At 62.9% G+C, this 21,435-nt stretch carries 22 protein-coding genes and 1 pseudogene; 8 read left to right on the top strand and 15 right to left on the bottom strand.

Annotated elements, in window-relative coordinates; genetic code table 11:
- On the top strand, positions 1-184 hold a 184-nt coding region (locus ASE71_RS26990; RefSeq protein ID WP_156411761.1), incomplete at its 5' end, for an aldehyde dehydrogenase family protein.
- A 71-nt stretch (positions 185-255) separates the two neighbouring features.
- On the opposite strand, the gene ASE71_RS26995 is transcribed toward ASE71_RS26990, so the two are convergent.
- Together ASE71_RS26995 and ASE71_RS27000 are read right to left on the bottom strand one after the other, a co-directional pair.
- Positions 256-549 carry a type II toxin-antitoxin system RelE/ParE family toxin gene (locus tag ASE71_RS26995; protein ID WP_034798189.1) on the bottom strand — a complete coding sequence of 98 codons (294 nt, stop codon included), beginning with the start codon at positions 547-549 and terminating at the stop codon, positions 256-258.
- The gene (locus tag ASE71_RS27000; protein ID WP_034798187.1) at positions 549-797 is read right to left on the bottom strand and encodes a type II toxin-antitoxin system ParD family antitoxin; all 249 of its coding nucleotides are present in this window, start codon (positions 795-797) and stop codon (positions 549-551) included. The genes ASE71_RS26995 and ASE71_RS27000 overlap by 1 nt, the downstream gene beginning before the upstream one ends.
- A 270-nt stretch (positions 798-1,067) precedes the next feature.
- Between ASE71_RS27000 and ASE71_RS27005 the strand changes: the two genes are divergently transcribed.
- Positions 1,068-2,525: an MDR family MFS transporter gene (locus ASE71_RS27005; protein ID WP_244496897.1), complete on the top strand. Its 1,458-nt coding sequence runs from the start codon at positions 1,068-1,070 to the stop codon at positions 2,523-2,525.
- Between the two features lie 50 nt (positions 2,526-2,575).
- Here the strand turns inward: ASE71_RS27005 and ASE71_RS27010 are convergent, their stop codons facing one another.
- From ASE71_RS27010 to ASE71_RS27025, 4 genes are all read right to left on the bottom strand, one after another.
- Complete coding sequence (locus ASE71_RS27010) at positions 2,576-5,269, bottom strand: TonB-dependent receptor (RefSeq protein WP_060520273.1); 2,694 nt, start codon at positions 5,267-5,269, stop codon at positions 2,576-2,578.
- Between the two features lie 125 nt (positions 5,270-5,394).
- A complete protein-coding gene (locus ASE71_RS27015; protein WP_060520274.1) occupies positions 5,395-6,378 on the bottom strand; it encodes a FecR family protein in 984 nt (327 codons plus the stop codon).
- 12 nt (positions 6,379-6,390) lie between these two features.
- Entirely contained in the window at positions 6,391-6,903 is a 513-nt protein-coding gene (locus ASE71_RS27020; protein WP_060520275.1) for a sigma-70 family RNA polymerase sigma factor, read from the bottom strand.
- A 265-nt stretch (positions 6,904-7,168) separates the two neighbouring features.
- Entirely contained in the window at positions 7,169-8,005 is an 837-nt protein-coding gene (locus ASE71_RS27025) for an oxidoreductase (RefSeq protein ID WP_060520276.1), read from the bottom strand.
- 116 nt (positions 8,006-8,121) lie between these two features.
- On the opposite strand from ASE71_RS27025, the gene ASE71_RS27030 reads away from it, so the two are divergent.
- The 4 genes from ASE71_RS27030 to ASE71_RS27045 all read left to right on the top strand — a co-directional run bounded on the left by ASE71_RS27030 (position 8,122) and on the right by ASE71_RS27045 (position 12,546).
- The gene (locus tag ASE71_RS27030; RefSeq protein ID WP_060520277.1) at positions 8,122-9,024 is read left to right on the top strand and encodes a LysR family transcriptional regulator; all 903 of its coding nucleotides are present in this window, start codon (positions 8,122-8,124) and stop codon (positions 9,022-9,024) included.
- Positions 9,025-9,241: 217 nt separating this feature from the next.
- On the top strand, positions 9,242-10,546 hold the full coding sequence (locus tag ASE71_RS27035) for a sensor histidine kinase (protein WP_063891202.1): 1,305 nt from the start codon (positions 9,242-9,244) through the stop codon (positions 10,544-10,546).
- A 259-nt stretch (positions 10,547-10,805) separates the two neighbouring features.
- Positions 10,806-12,158, top strand: coding sequence for a DUF2778 domain-containing protein (locus tag ASE71_RS27040; RefSeq protein ID WP_244496898.1), 1,353 nt, complete (start codon positions 10,806-10,808; stop codon positions 12,156-12,158).
- A 121-nt stretch (positions 12,159-12,279) separates the two neighbouring features.
- The gene (locus ASE71_RS27045) at positions 12,280-12,546 is read left to right on the top strand and encodes a DUF2277 domain-containing protein (RefSeq protein WP_034798165.1); all 267 of its coding nucleotides are present in this window, start codon (positions 12,280-12,282) and stop codon (positions 12,544-12,546) included.
- Between the two features lie 30 nt (positions 12,547-12,576).
- Here ASE71_RS27045 and ASE71_RS27050 read toward each other — a convergent pair whose 3' ends face one another.
- From ASE71_RS27050 to ASE71_RS27070, 6 genes and pseudogenes are all read right to left on the bottom strand, one after another.
- Positions 12,577-13,596: a sulfate/molybdate ABC transporter ATP-binding protein gene (locus ASE71_RS27050; protein ID WP_034798163.1), complete on the bottom strand. Its 1,020-nt coding sequence runs from the start codon at positions 13,594-13,596 to the stop codon at positions 12,577-12,579.
- Complete coding sequence (gene cysW / locus ASE71_RS27055) at positions 13,593-14,471, bottom strand: sulfate ABC transporter permease subunit CysW (protein WP_060520278.1); 879 nt, start codon at positions 14,469-14,471, stop codon at positions 13,593-13,595. Before cysW ends, ASE71_RS27050 begins: the two co-directional genes overlap by 4 nt.
- Positions 14,472-14,473: 2 nt before the next feature.
- Positions 14,474-15,295, bottom strand: a complete 822-nt coding sequence (gene cysT / locus ASE71_RS27060) for a sulfate ABC transporter permease subunit CysT (protein WP_060520279.1) — start codon at positions 15,293-15,295, stop codon at positions 14,474-14,476.
- An 83-nt stretch (positions 15,296-15,378) separates the two neighbouring features.
- Positions 15,379-16,365 carry a thiosulfate ABC transporter substrate-binding protein CysP gene (gene cysP, locus ASE71_RS27065; protein WP_060520280.1) on the bottom strand — a complete coding sequence of 329 codons (987 nt, stop codon included), beginning with the start codon at positions 16,363-16,365 and terminating at the stop codon, positions 15,379-15,381.
- A gap of 165 nt (positions 16,366-16,530) precedes the next feature.
- A pseudogene (locus ASE71_RS35275) lies at positions 16,531-16,821 on the bottom strand (type II toxin-antitoxin system RelE/ParE family toxin).
- On the bottom strand, positions 16,818-17,093 hold the full coding sequence (locus ASE71_RS27070; protein ID WP_060530497.1) for a type II toxin-antitoxin system ParD family antitoxin: 276 nt from the start codon (positions 17,091-17,093) through the stop codon (positions 16,818-16,820). Before ASE71_RS27070 ends, ASE71_RS35275 begins: the two are co-directional and overlap by 4 nt.
- A gap of 135 nt (positions 17,094-17,228) precedes the next feature.
- On the opposite strand from ASE71_RS27070, the gene ASE71_RS27075 reads away from it, so the two are divergent.
- Entirely contained in the window at positions 17,229-17,681 is a 453-nt protein-coding gene (locus tag ASE71_RS27075; RefSeq protein ID WP_034798155.1) for a hypothetical protein, read from the top strand.
- Positions 17,682-17,714: 33 nt separating this feature from the next.
- Complete coding sequence (locus ASE71_RS27080; RefSeq protein ID WP_060520281.1) at positions 17,715-18,161, top strand: MEKHLA domain-containing protein; 447 nt, start codon at positions 17,715-17,717, stop codon at positions 18,159-18,161.
- 42 nt (positions 18,162-18,203) lie between these two features.
- Here ASE71_RS27080 and ASE71_RS27085 read toward each other — a convergent pair whose 3' ends face one another.
- The 3 genes from ASE71_RS27085 to ASE71_RS27095 are packed head-to-tail and all read right to left on the bottom strand — an operon-like array spanning position 18,204 to position 21,289.
- Positions 18,204-19,646 carry a TRAP transporter large permease gene (locus ASE71_RS27085; protein WP_060520282.1) on the bottom strand — a complete coding sequence of 481 codons (1,443 nt, stop codon included), beginning with the start codon at positions 19,644-19,646 and terminating at the stop codon, positions 18,204-18,206.
- Positions 19,643-20,182 carry a TRAP transporter small permease gene (locus ASE71_RS27090; protein WP_060539291.1) on the bottom strand — a complete coding sequence of 180 codons (540 nt, stop codon included), beginning with the start codon at positions 20,180-20,182 and terminating at the stop codon, positions 19,643-19,645. Before ASE71_RS27090 ends, ASE71_RS27085 begins: the two co-directional genes overlap by 4 nt.
- Before the next feature lie 51 nt (positions 20,183-20,233).
- Positions 20,234-21,289, bottom strand: a complete 1,056-nt coding sequence (locus ASE71_RS27095; protein WP_060520284.1) for a TRAP transporter substrate-binding protein — start codon at positions 21,287-21,289, stop codon at positions 20,234-20,236.
- Positions 21,290-21,435: the final 146 nt, after the last annotated feature.

Genomic DNA, 21,435 nt, shown 5'->3' on the forward strand with positions numbered 1-21,435 from the left:
GCGCAGCGCCCACCGCCTGGCAAGCGAGGTCGAAAGCGGAATGATTTCGATCAACCATCTGGGTCTGGCGCTCCCCGAAGTCCCCTTCGGCGGCATCAAGGATTCCGGCTACGGCACCGAGGGCGGATCCGAAGCGATCGAGGCCTATCTGGAAACACGCTTCGTCACGCGAAAGAGCGTCTGACACCGGCCGCAGGCAACTGCCTCGCGACCGAGAAGCAACAGGGGACGGCGCCCGATGGCGCCGTCCCCTGCTTAAAATGCGTTGCTGATCCAGTCCTCATGCCCATGACGGACGCGAACGACGAGGATGTCGCCGTCCGCCTCGACCCGGTAGACGACCAGATGCGCCTTGAACGGATGGATGCGCATCGGCGGCGACAGCTCCGTGCGTTCGCGCGCCATGCGCGGGTTGGCGGCAATCAAGGCGAATACGGCGAAGAGTTCATCGTGATATCGCCGCGCCTGGGCGGAGCCGAAAAGGCGCACCCCATCTGCGGCGATCGCGATGATGTCTTCTTCTGCCGCGACGGAAAGCCGAAACGCCATTATCCGCGCGGCACTTCAGCGCGCGTAAGCGCCGCGGAAAAGAGCTCGTCCTTGGAGCGGGACCCGACGCCGCTCTTCAGACCGTCGTCGACAAAGCGTTGCATCACCGCAACCTTGTCATTTCGCTCCTGATCCCTGCGGATGAGGTCGCGCACATAATCGCTGGCGTTGGCATAACGGCCCGTGCGCGTTTGCGCTTCCACCCAATCCTTCATCGGGTCGGGCAAGGATACGTTCATCGTCGCCATGTCGGTCTCCATTTCCTGCGGGCAAGCATGGCATACTTTGGCAAAGTTTGTCAAATCAGCAAGCCCAGGCTGCAGGTTTTCGCCCCGCACAGCCCCGCATCCTGCTACGCTCGTGCAGACCATCGTGCGGTGCATCGGAGGCGCCGGTCCGGTCTGATCGCCAAGGCGGTTGACTATCGGCATGCCAGCCTTTCTGAATGCCGTCGGCACTACTAAACGTCGGATTGCAATCAGGCCGCAAGAATGACTGAGACGCTTCATCGAAATGCAATGGCAGCAACGGGGTCCGCCCTTTCCGAGCCGGAAAAGAACGTCATCATCGGCGGCGTTCTTCTCTCCATGCTTCTGGCAGCACTCGACCAGACGATCGTGGCGCCGGCGATGCCGACCATCGGCAAGGCGCTGGGACATAGCGACTACCTGCCCTGGGTCGTGACCGGCTACCTCCTGACCGCGACGGCCATGGCGCCGCTTTACGGCAAGATCTCGGATATCTACGGACGGCGGCCGACGATCTTTGCGGCCATCATCATTTTCCTTGCGGGATCGCTGATAAGCGCGCTGGCGCCCAACATGCTGACACTGATCGTAGGCCGTGCGGTGCAGGGTCTTGGTGGCGGCGGCCTGTTTGCGCTGGCGCAGACCGTCATCGGCGATCTCGTACCGCCCAAGGAACGGGCGCGTTACGCCGCCTGGATATCGGGAACCTGGGCGGTCGCGAGCATCGCCGGGCCGCTGCTCGGCGGCACCTTCGCCGAGCATCTGCACTGGTCGCTGATCTTCTGGATCAATATCCCGCTGGGGCTGGTGGCGATGGCGATCATCAACAAGCCGCTGAGGAAGCTGCCGACCGTCGCCCGCGCGCATCGTATCGACGGGGCCGGAGCTCTATTGCTCGTCGCTGCGACTTCGCTATTGCTGCTTGCGCTCAACTGGGGCGGCAGCCGCTATCCATGGCTTTCCGCCGTCATACTCGGCTTGCTTGGCGCTTCCGTCGTGCTCTGGTTCGCCTTTGCCTTGCGGCTGCGCAGGGCGAGCGAACCGCTGATCTCGCTGGAAGTGCTTGCCAATCCCATCGTACGCTACGGAACGCTCGCCATGTTCCTGGCGCAGGGCGCCAATGTCGGGCTCTCGGTCTATATCCCCGTCTATGCGCAAACGTTCCATGGCCTGTCGGCCAGCAGTTCGGGCGTGGTGATGCTCGGCCTGCTGCTTGGGACCGTCTGTGGAGCGACGACCAGCGGGCGGACGATACCGCGCATCGTTCACTATAAGAGGATGGCGCTGGTCGGCGGCGCGCTGGCCTTGCTTTGCCTGGCGGCCCTTGCTGCTCTCGCCGGTCGGACCTCGCTCGTCGTCCTCGAAATGCTGACATTCGCCGCCGGTTTCGGCTCGGGCATGACCTTTCCGGTGGCGACGATTTCGGTCCAGAACGCCGTCGACCAGGCGCATCTTGGCGTCGCAACCGGTGTTCTGACGTTCCTGCGATCGCTCGGTGGCGCCCTCGGCGTCGCGGCATTCGGCGCGATCGCTCTTGGCAACGGACTGCCGCTTGCTGGCGAAGGGGTGGAACCGCTCGGCACGACGGTTACCTCGGCCGTGCCCTTCACCTATATCTTCATCGCGAGCGCCGCAGCGATGGCGGCGGCGCTCATCTTCTTTCATCTCATGCCGGAAAAACCACTGCGAGGCCGCGACGAAAATCCCGTCGCCGCAGTCGTCGAATAGCTGGCCGCGCCGGCGCCGGGGCGGTCATGAACGGCATGCGGTTCGCGGGCTCAGAACTCCGCCTTCAGCGACGCGTAGAAGGTACGTCCCGGGCCGGGCTGCTGCACCAGGCTCAAGGGATCGACATAATAGGCGTCGGTCAGGTTCTCGATGCGGAAGCTCGCCGTCAGGGTCTCGTTGATCCGGTACTCGGCGAACGCGTCCACCAGCGTATAGGGCTTCCAGTCGATCAGCGAGATGAACTGGGAAGCGCCCTGCGCGGTCACGTCGCCATGACCGATCGCGCGCGATCCTGTACGAGAAATCCGCCCGCCAACCGTCAAGGCGTCGTCGAGGAATGTCTGCGACAGCGTCAGCGCGACCGTGTATTCCGGCGGCACCTGGTTGGTGGCGTAGTCGGCATAGAGCGACTTGTGTCCGCAAGTGGTCGCTGTTCGGCAAAACTCGACGTCAGTGTAGTAGTTGGCGGCGAGCTCGGCGGTAAAGCCGCCGCGTTCATAACGACCGGACAGTTCTATGCCCTGGAAGTGCGCGCCGGCAATGTTGTGAATGCGCATGCCGGAGATCCCGCGCGGATCGGTATACCATTCGCGCGAGATGTAGTTGTCGACATTCCAGTCGAAGAAGCCGAGCTTCATCATCGCCTGGTCGTCGGCCGAAAATACGCCTTCGCGCCTCAGGTTGGTGCCCACTTCCCAATTGCTCGACCGTTCCGGCCGCAGGTTGGAATTGACGTTCATGGTGAAGGCCGAAACGCCCTCGAAGATGCTCGGCGAGCGCAGTGCGCTCGAGTAGTTCACATAAAATTGAGTGCCGTCGAAAGGCTCCAACGTCACGCCCACCGAGGGGCTGAAGCCGCCGTCGCTGAGGGCTGTGTCGTAGGTGTAGCCCGGTCGGGCCTGTTCGGGGGCATTTCGATCCTCGGTCCAGTAGTGCTGGTAGCGCAGGCCACCATTGATCGTCAGCCAATCGGTGGCTTTCCAGGCAGCCTTAGTGAAGGCCGCCGCCTCCTGCCGCGTGCCATCGCGAAGGTCGAGCCAGGTCTCCAGTTCCGGTGTGAACTTGCTCGGTCGCGTATCCTCGCTCAGGAACGACAGGCCGTAGGTCAGGTCGAGCCCGCCGTAGTCGGTCGTCAAAACCGACGTGTTTGCGACATCGGCGCCCCACATGAAGGTGTCGGAGCCGGTGCGGAAATCGGCCGGCAGGCCGAAATCTCCGGGCTGCGGATAGAGCACGCCGCTCCGCCGGGGATTGCGCAGCTCCAGCCGCGTGGCCCAGAGATTGGCCTTGAGATCGATGAGGTCGTTGTCGTCAGGCTTCCAGCCGTATCGAAGCGTGCCGGCATCGACCTTCGTTCCCGCCGTCTGGCCCTGCTGCATCGCCTGACCCCGATCCGAGGTCAGGCGCGACGCCAGGAGGTCGCCGGCCTCGCTGCGAAAACCATTGTAGCCGAACTGCAGGCTGTGACCGTTCTCGAAGCGAACTGTGCCCTTGGCGAGATAGGACTTTGTCTGGAGCTGGGTGTTCAGCACCTCCTCGCCGGCGCGGTAGTTGGCGATGCCAATATTGTCGATATAGTCTTTCCAGCCCCGGGCGGGCGGCAGGCATACGCCGCTCTCATAGCAGAAGGGTCGCGGTCCCATGCTGACCGGTACTGCCGAGGGTCCGTTGGTGCCCGCGTGATAGTTGCCCTGCCGGCGATAGGCGTAACCGGCAAGGAGGTCGACGTTTTCTTCCTGCATCGCACCGACGATGCTGCCCGAGCCGCTGGTCGGATCGAAGAACGAGGGGCGGTCCATTCCGTCGCTTTTTGCCGTTGCGACCGGAGGCGCCCAGGTGCCCCCCGGCCAGGCATAGCCCGCCGTGGTGCCGGCCGGCGGCGGCGTGGATGTGTTGGTGCCAAAGCCGCCTTTGACCCGAAGGCCGAATGTGTGCCCCTCCTTCACGATGTCGCCGGCGTCCAGCGTGCGCATCGCCACCGTGCCGGAGATACCGCTCGATGCGACGTCCGATCCCTTGGTGATATCGACGCCCCCCAGGAAATCCGGATCGACGAAGGTCCGGTTGGAGATGCCCTGATAGCCCTGATAGACCGTGGCCGAATTGCTGGCTCCGTCGACGGTGACGGCAACGCGGCCCATACCCTGCATGCCGCGGATGTTGACGTCGACGGCGCCGGCGCCGTTGCGCGCTTCGCCGGAAAGCACGCCCGGCGTGCCGCGGAAAATGTCGGCCGGGCTCGAGCCGCGGAAGCGGTCGATATTTTCTTGCGAGATGTAGGCGGTCGGCGCAGCCGTTTCATAGGGCGCATCCACCGGATTGATGATGCCGCCGCCGGCGACGATCGGCGCAAGCATCGTCTCGCCGTTGGCCGCACCGACCGCGTGCGCACCGGAAACGCGCTCGGTGATCGTGACGGTCCCGCCGTTCAGGCTATAGGAGAGGCCGCTGCCGGACAAAAGCTGGGAGAGCGCCTCTGCCGGGGGGATCGGTCCGCTGACGGCAGGCGCGGATTTCCCCTGGGTCAGCGATGCCGAATAGGCAAGTCTCAGCCCCGACTGCCGCGCAAATGCCGTAAGCGCCGCGGTCAGGGACTGCGCCGGTATGTCGAAGGTGGTGGCGCCGGAACGGGCAGACCGTTCCTGTTGTGCCAGAGCCGGCATTGCCGTTTGAAGTGAACCGACCGCCGTGGTTGCGACCACGACCGCGCCAAGAAGTTTGTTTCGCCCCGTTTGTCTGGACATCTGATCCCTATTCCCATGCTGTGAGCGAGGGATCGTTCTTCCTGCTGGCAGGACACACCCCTCAAAAGCCGAGACGAGGCGTCACCCAAAAACCCGCAACGATGTTCGAAAAAAAATGAAACCGGCTAGACCGCCGAGATCAATGTCACGAAGCGCGTCATGCGCGTGACCCGGATCGGCAGGCCGGACGCAAGTGCTGAAAGCGAGGCGTCAGGGGTTCTGAGATCCAGCACCGCGCTGACCAATGTCGACTTCAAGCGGTCGTGGCTGAAGACGATCCAGCCGCCGTGATAGCGGCTAAGGGCAGCGACGACGTCGCCGAGCCTGCGGTTTTCGGCGACATACATGCCGGACTGCCATGCGAGTGCGATTGCCGGATCCTGCACGACAGGGTTACCGATGGCGCCGTCACTCCCGACCGACACGCGCTCTCCCTCGGCGATCGTAACGCCCATGAGGTCCCCGCCTGCCATTGGCGATACGCGAACGGAATGGCGGGTGACAGCAATGCCGAGCGAACCATCGGCGGCATTGGCGTCCACGTCGAAGGCGGTTCCAAGGGCCTTGACGATGGTTTCACCTGAGGCAACCTGAAAGGGTCGTGCGTCCGCCGCCACGTCGAAGAATGCCTGGCCTTCCTTCAGAACCACCCGGCGCGCCCGTTCGTCGAAATCCACGTCCATCGCAGTGCGCGCGTTGAGGACCACCCGTGACCCGTCGGGCAGGTTGATCGAACGCGTCTCTGCCGTGGTGGTCGCATAGTCGGAGCCGAGGATGCGCAGCCAGGGGCGCGAAGCGGCAAGCCCGCCTCCCAGAACAGCGATGCCGAACGCGCCGGTCAGAAGACGGCGGCGCGAAAGGAGCGCGGTGTCGCGGCCGGGATAGACGAGACCGGTTTGGCGATCGCGGCGCAGGTGTGCCGCATCGTCCCACAAGGCTTCCGCTTCGATCGCCGCCGCCTCGTGCTCGGCACTTTGTCCGCGCCACGCATCATAGGCGCGTTGATCCTCGCTGGTCGCCTCGCCGGAATGCAGCCGGACGACCCAGGCGAGCGCCGCGTCGGAGATGTCCCTTGCGGGACATTGCGTTGTCGCTGATGCCGGTTTCATCGCCGCCCCTTGTCAGACATGGTCCAGCTCGCGTCGCACGTCGCGGCATTGGCTGAGGGCACGCAGCATATGCTTTTCGACCATGCTGACCGAGATGCCCAGCGTTTCGGCTATTTCGCGGTGCGAAAGGCCCTCGACCTTGTTCATGATGAAGGCCGTTCGGCAGGCCACCGGCAACTCGTTCAAGAGAACGGAAAGGGCTGCGACCTTGTCGCGAAATTCCAGCCGCAACGCAAAATCGTCCGACGATGACAGACGGTCTGCCTGGTCCAATTCGACCCGGCGCGACCACTCCCGCTCGAGCTTGATGCGAAAGTCGATCGCCGCATTTCGCGCTGCCCTGAACAGGTAGGAACGCGGGTGCTCGACGCTGCGGCGGTCTACCCTCACCATGCGCAGATAGGCGTTCTGCACAACTTCCTCACCGTCATCCCGATTGCCGATCAGGCGCGATGCGTAGCGCACCACCTCCTTGTGGTGACGCCTGAAGAGCAGACCGAGCCAGTGATTGAGAGAGCTTGCCATCAGCCACCCTTCCTAGCGAAGCGCGCCACGGCGGTCTTGGGGGTGGATTTCTTCAGACATGATGCAAACTTCGCGGGAAAACCTGCGGCTCGTCCGATGCCGCACGCCAATACTTGTCTCTTATACTCATGTTTTAGAGCCCGACAAGCGCCTTTGCGCGAAAACGCGGGGATTGGATCGCCGGCACCGAACCCCGGATGGTTCCGGGCAGTCGGTACCGGCGGCATCTATTGCTGATCAGAAGAAAATCGATCCAGGCTCTGTTTCAAACGGCCTGTTCGAAGTCTGTCGAAACGGAAACCGTGTGCCACTGGGCAAGAAGAGCGCGATCCGAAGCGTGCTTGGCCTCGATCGCAGCCACCGTGTCGCTGCCAAGCGGAAGCCGGACCGGCGGCTGCTCCGCATCGACGAACGCAATCAGTACGTTCGCAAGCGTGTCGGGGTTGCCCGGCTGGTTGTGGCTGATCTCCTTCGCCTTGCTGCGAACGGCACCTGCGGTCTCCGCATAGTCGCTGATCTCGATCGGGCTGATGCTCAGTGACGTCGAGTCGAGAAAATCCGTGCGGAAATAACCGGGCTCGATCGCCGTCGCGTAGATTCCGAGGGGCGCGAGTTCCGCCGCCAAAGCCTCGGTCAGTCCCTCGACGGCAAACTTCGTCGAGCAGTAAACGCCGAAACCAGGTCCGCTGCGGTAGCCGCCGACGGATGAGAAGTTGAGGATCCGCCCATGGCGTTGGCGGCGCATGTGCGGCAGCACCGCGCGGGTCACGGCCAGAAGTCCGAAGACGTTGGTCCGATAGAGCGCTTCAATCTCGGGACCTGTCGCTTCCTCGACCGCGCCCAGGAGACCGTAGCCGGCGTTGTTGACCAGGATGTCGATGCGCCCGAAGCGCGCGATCGCCTGGCCCACAGCCTGATGCGCCTGGGCCTCGTCAGTGACGTCGAGCGCGACGGCCAGGAGATTGGGATGATCCCCGAAGCGGTCCGCGATCGCCCTGGGATTGCGCGCCGTCGCGACCACCTGATCACCCTTCGCCAGGGCCTTTTCAACGATAAGAGCACCAAATCCACGGGATGCGCCAGTGATGAACCACGTATGCATGTGAACCTCCGGTTTGTTTCGCCGCTCCATCGTCGGCGGCTGGGAAGGTTGTACTGCGAGACGTCTGCTGAGATAATCGACTGGATTCTTGTTGAGTTGTTGAATATCATTCATCAATGCGAACCATATCGCCGTCCGACCTGTCGCCTTTCCTTGCGCTCGCCCGCCACCAGAGCTTCCGCCGTGCCGCCGACGAGATCGGCTGCACGCCGTCCGCACTCAGCCACGCCTTGAAGGCGCTTGAGGAGCGCCTGGACCTTAGGCTCTTCAACCGGACCACCCGCAGCGTTGCGCTGACCGAGGCGGGAGAACTTCTGCTCGCCCGCGTGGCGCCCGCCTTCCGCGACATCGAGGACGCCCTTGACGATCTCAACAATTTCCGGGGAGCGCCGATCGGACGGTTGAGGTTCAACACGGCGCGCGCTTCGGCAAAAATGGTTCTCCTGCCAATCGTTGCGCGGTTTCTCGAAAGTCATCCGAAGGTCAACATCGAGATCGTCGTCGATAACGACCTTGTCGACATGGTGTCGGAGGGTTTCGATGCGGGTGTTCGCTTTGGCGAGATCGTCGCGCAGGACATGATCGCCGTCCCGATCGGTCCGCGCCAGCGTACCGCGATCGTGGCAACACCTTCCTTCTTCGAGCGCCACGCAAGGCCGACCGCTCCCGAGCATCTGAAGGCGCTGTCCTGCATCGGACTGCGCTTCGGCAGCGGAAGGCTCTATGCCTGGGAGTTCGAGCGCGGCGGTGTCGAAGTTCAGGTCGAGGTGACCAGTGCCCTGATCGTCGATGACCAGGACATGATGGTCGATGCGGCCCTTCTCGGCGCGGGGATCGCCTTTGCCTTCGAGGACCAGGTGCGCGCGCTCATCGACGAGGGCAAGCTGGTCCGCGTCCTTGAAGACTGGTGCCCCTATTATGGTGGCTTCTATCTCTATTATCCGGGCCGACGCCAGATGCCGGCGGCGCTCAGGGCATTCGTCGATTTCGCCAGGGTCTGGGACAAGTCAACGCCTTGAGCCGTAACGGCGCAAGCGATCGTCGAGCCCGCTCGCTGCCCCCCCCCTTTCCGCGTAATGTCCGTGCAACCTCGCGTTTACAATCGTCTCGGCAAGGTTTTACTGACACCGGTCTATGCCGCCTCAATAAAAGCGTCAGCCGAACGGCGTTGCCGGTCCAACAACATGGTGCGGATAGTGTGGAAGCTCTGGCCACGGTCTCTCAAGCAACGTCTCATTGCACTTGCTGGTTCTGCAGCTGGCGGTGCTTCTTGCGTTCGGCCTATCCTTCGTCACGCTGCTCGTCGTCGCTGACGAAGGCGGCGCGCTCGTCAGTCCCGCCCCGGTCGAGACGGCGTTCCGCGCGATCAAGCGGAGTGCCAGCGGCAAGCTCGAACTCGCTGACACCGCGGAACTGGCACGCGTTCGTCGCGAGCAACCGCATTTCTGGTTCATCGCGCGCAGCGACGGGGGCGAGATCGTTCAGTCCGGCGACGTACCGGACATCTACCGCGGCATGACCGTGGCCCTCGACCGAATGACCTATTCGGACATCCGCGACGACGGCCCGCCATCGAACTATCTCGCCGTCATCCGGCGCATGACAAACGAGGAAGGCAGCTTCACCGTATTCGGACAGGGAACGCTTCTGAGCCAACCTTCGCTCATCCTCTCGTTCTCACGCCTGTTCGTCGCGCCGATGCTGGTGCTGCTCGCGCTCGTCACGATCTTCGCGGTGCCCCGCATCGTCAACCGGGCGATCCGGGGCATCTCCGATCTCGCCCGCGAAACGGATGAGATCAACATTACGCACCGGAGCCACCGGCTGGCCGAAACGGCGGTTCCGAGCGAGGTCCGCCCGCTCGTGCGCGGCATCAACAGCGCCCTTCACCGGCTCGATCAATCCTATGGCCAACATCAGCGCTTCATTCTCGACGCCGCCCATGAGCTGCGGACGCCTGTGGCCATTCTTCAGGCGCGGCTCGACTTGCTCGCCTCAGGGCCGGAGCGCGACCGGTTGATCTCCGACTGCGAAAGGATTTCAGCGCTTGCCGAGCAGTTGCTCGATCTGCAACGGCTGGAAGCCGACGCCAGGCCCTTCACCGCCGTGGACCTCGTCGCGCTCTGCCGCAACGTCGTTGCCGACCTTGCTCCGCTCGCCATCGACGAAGGCTACGACCTGTCGTTTGAACAAAACACCGAGCAGTCGCTGATACAGGGCGACGCAGTCTCGCTTGAACGGACGGTTACCAATCTCGTCCAGAACGCGATCGAGCATGCCGGAAACCAGGGCGTGATCCTCGTACGGGTCGAGCCGGACGGCGTGATCGAAGTCAGCGACGACGGCCCGGGCATCCCGGAGGGGGAACGCGAGCGCGTCTTCGAGGCTTTTTACCGCCTCAAGCCGCGCGAACGTGGCGCTGGTCTCGGCCTCAATCTCGTTCTGCAGATCGCGCAGCGACACAAAGGCCGCGTGAGCATCCTCACCTCACAGAGCGGCGGTGCCTGCTTCCGGCTGGCCTTTGAGAACGGACGCATCTGAGCTGCAATCCGTAGTACCCCAACAGGCAAGTGTGAGCGTAGTCCGAGTACTAGTCGCCCGGAAAGCGGCCGAAATGGGCCTTTTCGGCGGAAAAAAATCGATCCGGGATCTATTTCGGCGGTTGGAAAGCAAAATTTAACCATACTTCTCCATCTTTTGTCCATCAGTCGTCAAGAAGGGGACAATCCAGAAATCGCGCAGCGGCGTTCGCTCGCCGGGCTGAGAGCCTTTGTGAGATTATCTGGCTTGATTTGCGTTGTTGAGTAAGATCATTCGCCCACAGTCTTTGCACCGTCTGTTGCGCCCATTGCTGATCGCTTGCTGCGGCACCGCCCTCGTCGGCGCGGCTGCGTGGTCGCTTGTCGGCATGGCCGCGATCGGCAGTTCCTACGCGCATGGTTCCGGCCGCCTGCTGCCGAAGCCGCAGCTGCATTTGGCCGAGACGACCAAAGAGCGCGCCTGGGACAAGCACGCCAGAACCAACCAGGCGACGCGGCTCGTGGCCGCCGCCGCGGCGCAGCCCGTCATGGTCGCAAGCCTCGCTCCCAGCGAGGCGAGGTTCGGGCACGATGCCCTGTTCCCGATAGATGCGGAAACGATCGGCAAGAGCGCCCGGATTGCAGCCGCGGTGAAAAAGGCTGTTCTCTCGTCCGAGAAAGTCGCGAGCAACCCCGTTCCCGCTACCCAGGTTCACCATCAGATCGCAACGGTAAAGCTCCCGGCGCCAGAACGCTTCGCGCCGGTGGCGTCTGTTGCCATTGCCAAGAACCCGGTCCAGCTCGCCTACGCCACCCTCTCACAGAGCCACGTGGAAGGCAGCGCCTTTTCGGCTCTGTTGACGGCGCCGTCCGAGGACGATCTCGCCGAACAACCGGACCAGGACCAGGCTGAAGACACGGCCGCCCTGCCGAGCCATGAGGACACGCCCTCGGTCGGTCCCATGCCGCAATTCCGCCCCCGCACCGCGCAAGCGGAAAAGCCGCCCGCCGAAGACGAAAAACCTGCGACCAAGCAGGCGGAAGACGCAGCGGTGAAAAAGGAAGAAGAGACAGCCAAGGCAGACGCGGACGAAGCGCCGAAGAAGCAGAAACTTGCCTATGCACGGCCGGAAGATCCGACCGAGAACAGTGCCGGCACCGGTTTCGGCCAGGCGTTGCGTAACATGTTTGGCGGCGGAGCGAAGGCCGGCAACGGGGTCGCCGTCTACGACATCACCGCTGCCAAGGTCTATATGCCTGACGGCAGTGTGCTCGAGGCGCATTCCGGTATCGGCAAGATGGCCGACAACCCGCGCTACGTCGACGTCAAAATGACCGGACCGACCCCGCCGCACACCTACAATCTCAGGATGCGCGAAACGCGTTTCCACGGGGTCGAGGCAATCCGCATGCTGCCGGTCGACGGAAGGAACAAGCACGGCCGCGACGGCTTCCTGACGCATAGCTACCTGCTGCGCGGCAAGCGCGCGGAATCCCATGGCTGCGTCGCCTTCGCCGACTATCCGCGATTCCTGACCGCCTTCAAGCAGGGCAAGGTCAAGCAGATCGTCGTGGTGCCGAGCGGCGGACGCGCGGCCGGCATGCGCCTGGCACAGAACGGCCGGAACTCCTGAGCGGAGCCGGCCAACGGTCGGATTGCAGGCAGCGGACGGTAAAGGTCTTTCGCTGACGAGGAACGGGCACTAAGATCCGGCCCTCGACAGGAGCGAGAACGAAGAGGACCGGGAGCCCGTCATGTGCCGAAACATCAAACCCCTGTTCAATTTCGAGCCGCCGGCGACGAACGCCGAGATCCATGACGCTGCGCTGCAGTTCGTGCGCAAGCTAAGCGGAACGAGCAAGCCGTCCAAGCGGAACGAAGCGGCGTTCGAGCACGCGGTCAATTCGATTGCGGCATGCGCGCAAGAACTGCTCGATGCGCTCGAGACGTCACAGCCCCCACGCAACCGGGAAGAAGAAGCAGCCAAGGCGCGCGCTCGGTCCGCCCTCCGCTTCGCCTGACGGCGGCAAGAGGCTGGCCGCGCGCTCAGCCTAAATCGCAAATACCGTTGCCCGGCGCAGCGTCACGTAACCGGTGTCGCCGGCCTTCACGATCCGCTCCGGCTCCAGGTCCAACTCCAGCGGCACGCCACGCTCCGTCGTCGCGACCACCCGGCGGCCGCCAGGGCGATCCATCACCCGGCTGATATTGGCCGCGATACCCGGGCCTCCCGCCGCCCAGTCGAGATCGACCGGCCGGGCGTAAAGCTCGGCCTTGCCGTCGGCGATCCCTGCGGCATCGATGACCGCGCCATCGGCATAGGCCCGACCATCGCGCACCTCGGCGGGAAGCATGTTGGCATCGCCGAGGAACTTCATGACGAAGGCCGATTTCGGCTCGCGGCAGACCTCCTCCGGCGTCCCCTGTTGAACGATATGGCCATCCTTCAGGATCACCACGCGGTCGGCGAGATCGAGCGCCTCTTCCTGGTCGTGCGTGACGAAGAGCGTGGTGATGCCGAGCTCACTATGGATTTCGCGCAGCCAGCGTCGCAGCTCACGCCGGACATTGGCATCAAGCGCGCCGAAAGGCTCGTCCAGCAGCAGGACCTTTGGATCGACGGCAAGCGCGCGGGCAAGTGCGACGCGCTGGCGCTGACCGCCGGAGATCTGCGCCGGAAACCGTTCGCCGAGCCCTTCGAGGCGAACCAGGCGCAACAGTTCAGCGACCCGCGCATGGATGGCCGCCTTGTCGCGCTTGACCTTCGAGACCTCCATGCCGAAGGCGATGTTCTGCGCCACGGTCATATGCGGGAAAAGCGCGTAGTGCTGGAACACGAAGCCGACGCCGCGGTCGCGCACAGGGATGTCGGTTGCATCCTGGTCGCCGAAATAGATGTGACCGCCATCGGCGAATTCGAGGCCGGCAACCATGCGCAATATCGTCGTCTTGCCAGAACCGGAGGGCCCAAGCAGCGCGACGAGCTCGCCGCTTTCGATCTCCAGGGAGACGTCCTTGACGGCACGGAAGGTTTGGAAAGTCTTGACGACGTGGTCAAGGCGGATCTTCATGATGCATTCTCCGCGGAATTGGCAACTGGGCGGACGCGGCCCGCCCCTTGGCGCTCCAGAGCGACCTTGGCGATGATGGTGAAGACGGCGATGAGCGCCAGAATGGACGCCGACGCAAAAGCGCCCGCCGCCTGATAGTCGTGATAGAGCAGTTCGATATGGAGCGGCAGGGTGTTGGTCTGGCCACGGATGTTACCAGAGACGACCGAAACCGCGCCGAACTCGCCCATCACGCGCGCATTACAAAGGACGACGCCGTAGAGCAGCGCCCACTTGATGTTGGGCAACGTCACCGAAAAGAAGGTGCGGAAGCCGGAAGCGCCGAGGGAAACGGCCGCCTCTTCGAGATCGCGCCCCTGGGCCTGCATCAGCGGAATGAGCTCCCGGGCGACAAACGGCGCGGTGACGAACATCGAGGCGAGCACGATGCCTGGAATGGCAAACAGGATCTTGATGCCATAGGCATCAAGTGTCGGACCAAACAGGCCCTGCAGCCCGTAGACGAAGAGATAGGCAACACCCGCGACGATCGGTGAAACCGAGAACGGGATCTCGATCACCACCAGCAGGAAGTCCTTGCCGCGGAAATCGAATTTGGTGATCGCCCAGGCGGCGGCCACGCCGAAGGCGGTGTTGATGGGTACGGCGATCAGCGCCGCAAGCACGGTCAGCATGATCGCATGGCGCGTGTCGGGATGCAGGATCGTGTCGCGATAGACCTGCCAGCCTTTGGCAAAGGCTTCGACGCCGATGATCAGCAGCGGCGCGAGAATGAGGAATGCGCCGATGATCAGCACGATACCGATAAGGGCGCGGCGGAACACGGGGCCGTCACCGACCCGCGGCAGCGTGCGTACGGTCTTTTTGAAACTCATGGTCAAGACCTCCGCGTGTAGCGCAGCGCCCGCGCCTGCAGCCAGTTGGTTACCGCGAGCATGAGGAAGGCCGTGAGCAGCAGGACAGACGCGATCGCCGCCGCTGCCTGATAGTCGTATTCCTCAAGCCGGATGAAGATCAGCAGCGCGGTGATCTCGGTCGACATCGGCTGGTTGCCGGCGATGAAGATGATCGCGCCGAATTCGCCGAGCGAGCGGGCGAAGGACAAAGAGACGCCGGCGAGAAGCGCCGGTGTCAGCAGCGGCAGAATGACCTTGCGGAAGATTGCGAGGTCCGAGCCGCCAAGCGACTGGGCTGCCTCCTCCAGCGCCGGATCGAGATCCTCCAGTACCGGTTGCACCGTGCGCACGATGAAGGGCAGCGAGGTGAAGCACATGGCGATCATGATGCCGATAGGCGTATAGGCAACCTTGATGCCGTAGTTTTCGATGATTGAGCCAAACACGCCGTTGGTCGTGAAAAGTGCGGTCAGCGAAATGCCGGCAACGGCCGTCGGCAAGGCAAACGGCAGGTCGACCATGGCATCGACGATGCGGCGCCCCGGAAAGCGGTAGCGCACCAGCACCCAGGCGAGCGCCAGGCCGAAGAAGAGATTGAAGAGCGTCGCGCCAAGGGCGGCCGTCACGGTGACGCGATAGCTTGCGAGTGCCCGCGGCGACGAGACGATCTGCCAGTAGTCGAGAGGGCCGAGGCTTGCGGCCTTGAACACGAGGGCTGCCAGCGGCAGAACGACGATCAGGCTCACATAGAGCAGCGTCACCCCCAGCGACAGGCGTAACCCGGGCAGGACATTGCGTCTCAAGCGTTCATTTCCTTGTCATGTCATGGTGAAACCCGGCAGACGGTTCGTCTGCCGGGCTGACTGAATGCGAGTTTAAAGAGCGATCAGCGGCTGCCGTAGAGCTTGTCCAGAATGCCGTCGGAGGCGAAGTGCTCTGCCTGGATCTCGCTCCAGCCGCCAAAGACGTCGTCGACATTGACGAGGCGAATGTCGGGGAACTGTTCCTTGAATTCCCCGGCAACCTTTTCGTTGCGGACGCGGTGGCCGAACTCGGCGGCGATGCGCTGGCCTTCCTCGGTATAGAGGAAATCGAGATAGGTCTTGGCGAGCGCCTGAGTGCCGTGCTTCTCGGCGACCTTGTCGACGACCGCGACTGGGAACTCGGCGAGCAGGCTGACCGACGGGATGACGGCCTCGACCTTGTCGGCGCCATACTGCTTGGCGATGCTGCGGGTCTCTGCCTCGAAGGTGATCAGGACGTCGCCGGTTTCGCGCTCGACGAAGGTGGTTGTCGAGGCGCGGCCGCCGGTGTCGAACACCGGAACGTTGTCGAAGATCTTGGTAATGTAGGCTTCGATCTTCGCCTCGTCGCCTTCATAGGCCTCCTTGGCCCAGGCATAGGCCGCCAGATAGGTGTAGCGCGCATTGCCCGACGTTTTCGGATTGGGGAAGACAGCGTGAACATCGTCACGGGCGAGATCGGACCAGTCCTTGATGTTCTTCGGGTTGCCCTTGCGCACCAGGAAGGACGGGAAGGAATAGAAAGGCGAGGCATTGTTCGGGAACGCCTTCGCCCAATCCTTGGAGACAAAGCCGTTCTTGGCCAGGAACTCGATATCGGTGGTCTGGTTGAAGGTGACGACGTCGGCTTCCAGGCCTTCGAGGATCGAGCGGGCCTGCTTCGACGTGCCGGCATGCGACTGGTCGATGGTCACGCCCGGATGCTGCTTGATGAAGGCCTCGTTCTCGGCAACGAAGAGCTCGCGGGAAACGTCGTAGGAGGCGTTGAGAAGCTTCGTCGGCTCCTGTGCCAGCGCAGGGGTCACAAAGTGCGCGACAAGGGTGGCGCCGAGAATGAGGAGGCGTTTCATGCGGTTCTCCGGTGTTGATGCTGACCCAGAACCTATCGGCAGGCGTGTGGGAGCGCGAGGGAACGCGGACCCTGGTTGTGCCAAGCCTTAGAAATTTCGTCTCGTTTCCGCTCAGTTTCGCGGAGTTTTTGCCTCAGCTTTCCCAAGGCAACCAATAGCTTACAGTCAGGGCTTATTCAGCACGCGCCACACGTCGATATGGTCGGCCCGTTGACGATAGAACACGAGGTATGGGTACCTCTTCAGACCGACACTTCGCCAATGAGGGAGCGCCAGTTCGTAGGCAAAGCGCAACGAACCGGATTCCGGACGCGCAACAATCAACGCATAGGCAGCCTGAAACGCGTCGCCAAAAGCGTGAGCGACGTCAGCCCCAGCCTACGTTGCATAACACTCGATCGCCGCCTCGACGTCGCTGCTGGCCGGTTGACGCGAAATGACCGGCTTGTTGCTCACTTGGCCGATCGACCACGAACCCGGTCACGCAAATCGGCGAAGTAGCCAGCGTCGGTCGGGTCGGCTTGTGCGGAAGAGGCACCATCGAGCAATAGCCGACGCAGATTGAGCCAGTCCTGATCCCGGCGGATCAACTCCCGGATAGACTCGCTGCTCGTACCATAGCCTCGCCGGGCGACCTGCTCGTCGACGAAGCTTTTGAGAGAGTCCGGGAGGGAAATGTTCATGGTGTTCATGGGTGGCAGAATAGCGCATTCGGCAAAAACTGGCATGAATGGTGATCTTTAACACCAGAGCCGATCGCCTTACGCGGGGAACCTCTCGGCCGCAGCATTATGACAATCGGGGACTAGATACATCCTTGGCGCTTTGACTAGATAGGCGTTCAAGGCAGGGTTGGCGATTCGATGACGATATACTTCAAGGCAGGAATTTCCGATGAAATGGCGCTCGGGATGATCGAGCGTTGTTTCTCCGATGCGAACGACTATGACGGCTATCTCGACATTTTTGCCGACTACACCGAAAAGACCGTCTCGTGGAGCAAGGGCAGATCCGTCGAGGAGTTCAAGGACCAGATCACCGAGGCGCTGCGCGCGGCCTGGGAAGCTTCGCCCTTCTGGCAGGTCTATGAGCGCCGCGAAGAGCGGGACGACGCCGGCACCAACGAAATTCGAAGGGCAGCGATCGCCCTGACCCGCACCTATGGCGGCGTGGTCGTGATCACGCTCAGCCTGCTTGGAAGGCGCAGCAGCGCAAATGACCTCGAGCTGGTGTTCGTCTGCTTCCAGGAAGATGCGCAACGCCGGAATTTCCGCGTGCGTTATGACGGGAAGTTCATTCCGTCCTTGAACGCCTGACGCCCCTACCCTGGGCCATGGAGTCGAAGGGCGATGACAACCGAATATGATGCCGATGACGCCTTCGCCCTGATCGTTGCAAGTTTCCGCAAGGTGATCGGCAAGGAGCTGGTCGACCATCCGTTCGACGGCCGCTGGCTTTACGAGAACGCACCCTTTGCGCTTTTGGCGCACGACCGGTCGGACGACCCGCGTTTCTTCTACGCGAACAAAACCGCCCAGGCCTGCTTCGGCTACAGTTGGCAGGAGTTCATCGGCATGCCGTCGCGCCTCTCGGCCGAGGCGCCGAACCGTGAGGAACGGCAGCGTCTTTTAGACAGTGTCTCCACCAAGGGCTTCATCGACAGCTATCGTGGGCTTCGGATCGCAAAATCCGGACGCCGTTTCTGGATCGAGAACGCCATCGTGTGGCAGTTGGTGCGCGCCAACGGCGAACATGCCGGCCAGGCCGCCATGTTCCATAGCTGGAAGGATCTGTGAGCGCGACGTCCAAGGCGGAGGTCGCGCCCTGCCAGCTTCTTCTCAATTCAACAACCGGACGAGCGCCAGAGCGACGCCGGGTGACAGCGTGATGATCACCAGCCTGATGAGGTCGGCGATCACGAATGGCATCACGCCACGATAGGTCTCAACGATCGGAACGTCGGTCGCCAGCTTGTTGATGATGAAGACGTTGAGGCCGATCGGCGGGGCGGAAAGGCCGATGCCGACGACGATGAGCACGAGAATGCCGAACCAGATGGCAACGTCCTCGGTCGGCATGCCCAAGTCCAGCGTCAGGATGATCGGAATGAAGACCGGCAACGTCAGCAGGATCATCGCCAACTCGTCCATGACGGCGCCGAGCACCAAATAGGTGACGAGCATTCCGCAAATGACGACATAGGGCGGCAGCCCCGACTGTCCGACCATTGAAGCCAGCGTCGCCGGCATCTGCGTTAGCGCCAGAAACGCGCCAAAGACCTCGGCGCCGAGCAGGATCAGGAAGATCATCCCGCTCGTTTCAGCCGTCTGCAGCAGCGCGTTTTTCAGGGCGCCAAGGCTCAGGGTCCGTTGCAGCAGCCCCACCAGCAGCGTTACGGCGGCACCCACCGCGGCACCTTCCGTCGGTGTGAACACTTCGCCATAGATGCCGCCGACCACCGTGACGGCAACCGCCGCCGCGGGCACGATCGCAAAGTCCGCAGCCAGCAGCAGCAGGCCGAATATCGCCAGCAATACGCCCCCTACCGTCCCGAGCGAGCCGAGCAGCCAGCCGATCGCGCCACCGGCAAAGATGATCAGCCCTAGGGGCCTCGCCCAGAAAGGACGGGGGGTTCGAACCGCCTCGGTCGCCGTGACCGGCGGCGCGAGATCGGGTTTGCGCCGGACGACGACGGCGATCGCGATCAGATAGAAGGCGGCCGCCAGCAGCCCCGGCACCAGGGCGGCCTGAAACAGCTTGGCGATGTTCTGCTCGGCGGTGATCGCATAGATCACCAGAATGACGGATGGGGGAATGAGGATGCCGAGCGTGCCACCAGCGGCAATCGTCCCGGTGCCAAGACCGACATCGACGCGCGCCCGGCGCAGTTCCGGCAGGGCCGCACGCCCGAAGGTCGCCGTGGTTGCGACCGACGAGCCGCAGATCGCGCCGAATCCGGTGCAGGCGGCGATGACCGCCATTGGCATTCCGCCCTTGAACCGTCCGAAGCCTCGCTCGGCGACGCGAAAGAGCGTTGCGGCGATGCCCGATTGCTCGGCAAGCGCGCCCATCAGGATGAAGAGCGGTATGACCGAAAGCGTGTAGCTGGCAAACTGGCTGTAGGTGTTGGTCTGCAGATAGTAGACCAGCGCATGCGGGCCAGAGAGATAGGCATAACCGGCAGCGCCCACCGCAAGCATGGCAAGGGCGATCGGCATCCGGATGGCGATCAAGAGCAGCATGGCTGCGAATCCGACGAAGGCAATGGCAAAACCGCTCATCGGCCGCCTCCGATTTTCAAGAGGGAAACGGAAACTCCGATGACGGCTGCGAGCGCCGCCAGCGCCGCACAGGTCAGATAGACTGGCCAGATCGGCCAGGGCAGCTGGATCAGCGTCGTCCCGTATCCCCTCGCCTCCAGGCCACCGATAAACAGACCCCAGGCAAAAAACGCCAGGCAGCCGGCCAAAAGCAGGTCCCACAGGCCGTCGATGACCCGCGTGACGCGTGCGGGGAGAGCCAACGTGAAGGTATCGACGGCAATATGGCCGTTGCGGGCCTGTGTGTATGCGAGAAAGGAGAAGGCGGCGACGCCGACCGCCACCTCCACCAGCTCGTAGTCGGCCGGCACCGGCCGATTGAACAGCCATCGGCCCAGCACGCTGACGGTGACCAATCCCGCCGCAAGGCAAAGAAGCGTGCCGCCGATCAGTGCCAAACCGGCCGCGAGGCGTTCGACCTCCCTGCGGCGCGGCACCCTCACCGCGTCCTCGTATCCTACGTCTTCCATTGTTGAGGCCTCGAGCTGTTGGTTCATGCAGCGGCGCGTTCAGGCGCCACGTTCAGGCGAGTACGGCCGGCAGTGCGCTCAGGCGCCCGAATATTTCTGCACAAGCGCCTGCGCCGTGGCGATCAGCGCCTTGCCGTCGAGGTCCTTGGCCTTCATGTCCTCGATCCACTTGTCGTGGACGGGCCTGGTTGCCTCCACCCACTTCGCCTTTTCGTCCTCGCTGATCGTGCTGATTGTTCCTTCTCCTGATGTCTCGATTGCCGCGCGCACTTCGGCACCGACGCTGTCCCACATCTCGCCGGCCTTCTTGGCGAACGCCATGCCGCTGTTGGCGTCCAGCACGTCCTTGAGGTCGGCCGGCAACCCGTCGTACTTGCCCTTGTTCATCGCCAGGAAGAAGGTTGCGGTATAGAGCGTCGGCGAGCCGGGGATTTCGGTATGGAACTTGGTGAGCTCGTTCACCTTGATCGAGGGAACCACTTCCCACGGGAGCACGCAGCCGTCGATCGACCGCTGGGCCAGTGCTTCGGGCACCTGCGGAATGGGCATGCCGACCGGCGTCGCCCCCAGTGCCGCCAGCGCCTCACCGGCAAGGCGCGTCGGATTGCGAAGCTTCAGCCCGGCGAGGTCCGCTCCGGCCTTCACTTCCTTATTGGTGTGGATCAGGCCCTGATCATGCGCCCAGAAGCACAAGAGCTGGGTATCGCCAGTTTCCTTCAGTACGTGCGTCTGGCCATATTCCTGGCAGGCTTGCGCGTTGACGGTCGCCTCCTTGGCGGCGACGAATGGCAGTTCGAACACTTCCGTGGACGGGAAACGTCCGGGAGTGTTGCCGGGCAAGGTCCAGACGATATCGACGACGCCGTTCGACGCCTGATCGTAGAGCTGCGGCGGCTTTCCGCCGAGTTGCATGGCCGGGAAGATGTCGACCTTCAGCCCACCGCCGCTTTGTTCTGCCAGCAATTTCGCCCATGGCGTCAACAGCCGCTGATGAACGTTGGATGCCGGCGGCAGGAAATGGTGCAGCTTCAGCGTGACTGTTTCCTGGGCGCGCGCCGCACCCATTTTCAGAACGAAGGGCGCTGCAAGCAGAGCGCCGCCGGTCTTCATCAAATTCCGTCTGCTCAGTTTCATAGGTTCCTCCCTGTCGACCCCACATTCACGCGCGGCGAACATCGCATGCACGCACCTGATCCTTCACGGCCCATGAAGGTTATCCGGCGGGCAGATCTCCCCGGTCGCTTGAAACTTCCCTTTGCTCCTCATCGGAAAGCTTCAAT

This window comes from Ensifer sp. Root954 (assembly GCF_001429005.1).
GTDB lineage: Bacteria > Pseudomonadota > Alphaproteobacteria > Rhizobiales > Rhizobiaceae > Ensifer > Ensifer adhaerens.

Bases quoted from the DNA above. Each gene is read 5' to 3' on its own strand.
- ASE71_RS26995 (WP_034798189.1), bottom strand. From the start codon at position 549: ATGGCGTTTCGGCTTTCCGTCGCGGCAGAAGAAGACATCATCGCGATC.
- ASE71_RS27000 (WP_034798187.1), bottom strand. From the start codon at position 797: ATGGCGACGATGAACGTATCCTTGCCCGACCCGATGAAGGATTGGGTG.
- ASE71_RS27005 (WP_244496897.1), top strand. From the start codon at position 1,068: ATGGCAGCAACGGGGTCCGCCCTTTCCGAGCCGGAAAAGAACGTCATC.
- ASE71_RS27010 (WP_060520273.1), bottom strand. From the start codon at position 5,269: ATGTCCAGACAAACGGGGCGAAACAAACTTCTTGGCGCGGTCGTGGTC.
- ASE71_RS27015 (WP_060520274.1), bottom strand. From the start codon at position 6,378: ATGAAACCGGCATCAGCGACAACGCAATGTCCCGCAAGGGACATCTCC.
- ASE71_RS27020 (WP_060520275.1), bottom strand. From the start codon at position 6,903: ATGGCAAGCTCTCTCAATCACTGGCTCGGTCTGCTCTTCAGGCGTCAC.
- ASE71_RS27025 (WP_060520276.1), bottom strand. From the start codon at position 8,005: ATGCATACGTGGTTCATCACTGGCGCATCCCGTGGATTTGGTGCTCTT.
- ASE71_RS27030 (WP_060520277.1), top strand. From the start codon at position 8,122: ATGCGAACCATATCGCCGTCCGACCTGTCGCCTTTCCTTGCGCTCGCC.
- ASE71_RS27045 (WP_034798165.1), top strand. From the start codon at position 12,280: ATGTGCCGAAACATCAAACCCCTGTTCAATTTCGAGCCGCCGGCGACG.
- ASE71_RS27050 (WP_034798163.1), bottom strand. From the start codon at position 13,596: ATGAAGATCCGCCTTGACCACGTCGTCAAGACTTTCCAAACCTTCCGT.
- cysW (WP_060520278.1), bottom strand. From the start codon at position 14,471: ATGAGTTTCAAAAAGACCGTACGCACGCTGCCGCGGGTCGGTGACGGC.
- cysP (WP_060520280.1), bottom strand. From the start codon at position 16,365: ATGAAACGCCTCCTCATTCTCGGCGCCACCCTTGTCGCGCACTTTGTG.
- ASE71_RS27070 (WP_060530497.1), bottom strand. From the start codon at position 17,093: ATGCCAGTTTTTGCCGAATGCGCTATTCTGCCACCCATGAACACCATG.
- ASE71_RS27075 (WP_034798155.1), top strand. From the start codon at position 17,229: ATGACGATATACTTCAAGGCAGGAATTTCCGATGAAATGGCGCTCGGG.
- ASE71_RS27080 (WP_060520281.1), top strand. From the start codon at position 17,715: ATGACAACCGAATATGATGCCGATGACGCCTTCGCCCTGATCGTTGCA.
- ASE71_RS27085 (WP_060520282.1), bottom strand. From the start codon at position 19,646: ATGAGCGGTTTTGCCATTGCCTTCGTCGGATTCGCAGCCATGCTGCTC.
- ASE71_RS27090 (WP_060539291.1), bottom strand. From the start codon at position 20,182: ATGAACCAACAGCTCGAGGCCTCAACAATGGAAGACGTAGGATACGAG.
- ASE71_RS27095 (WP_060520284.1), bottom strand. From the start codon at position 21,289: ATGAAACTGAGCAGACGGAATTTGATGAAGACCGGCGGCGCTCTGCTT.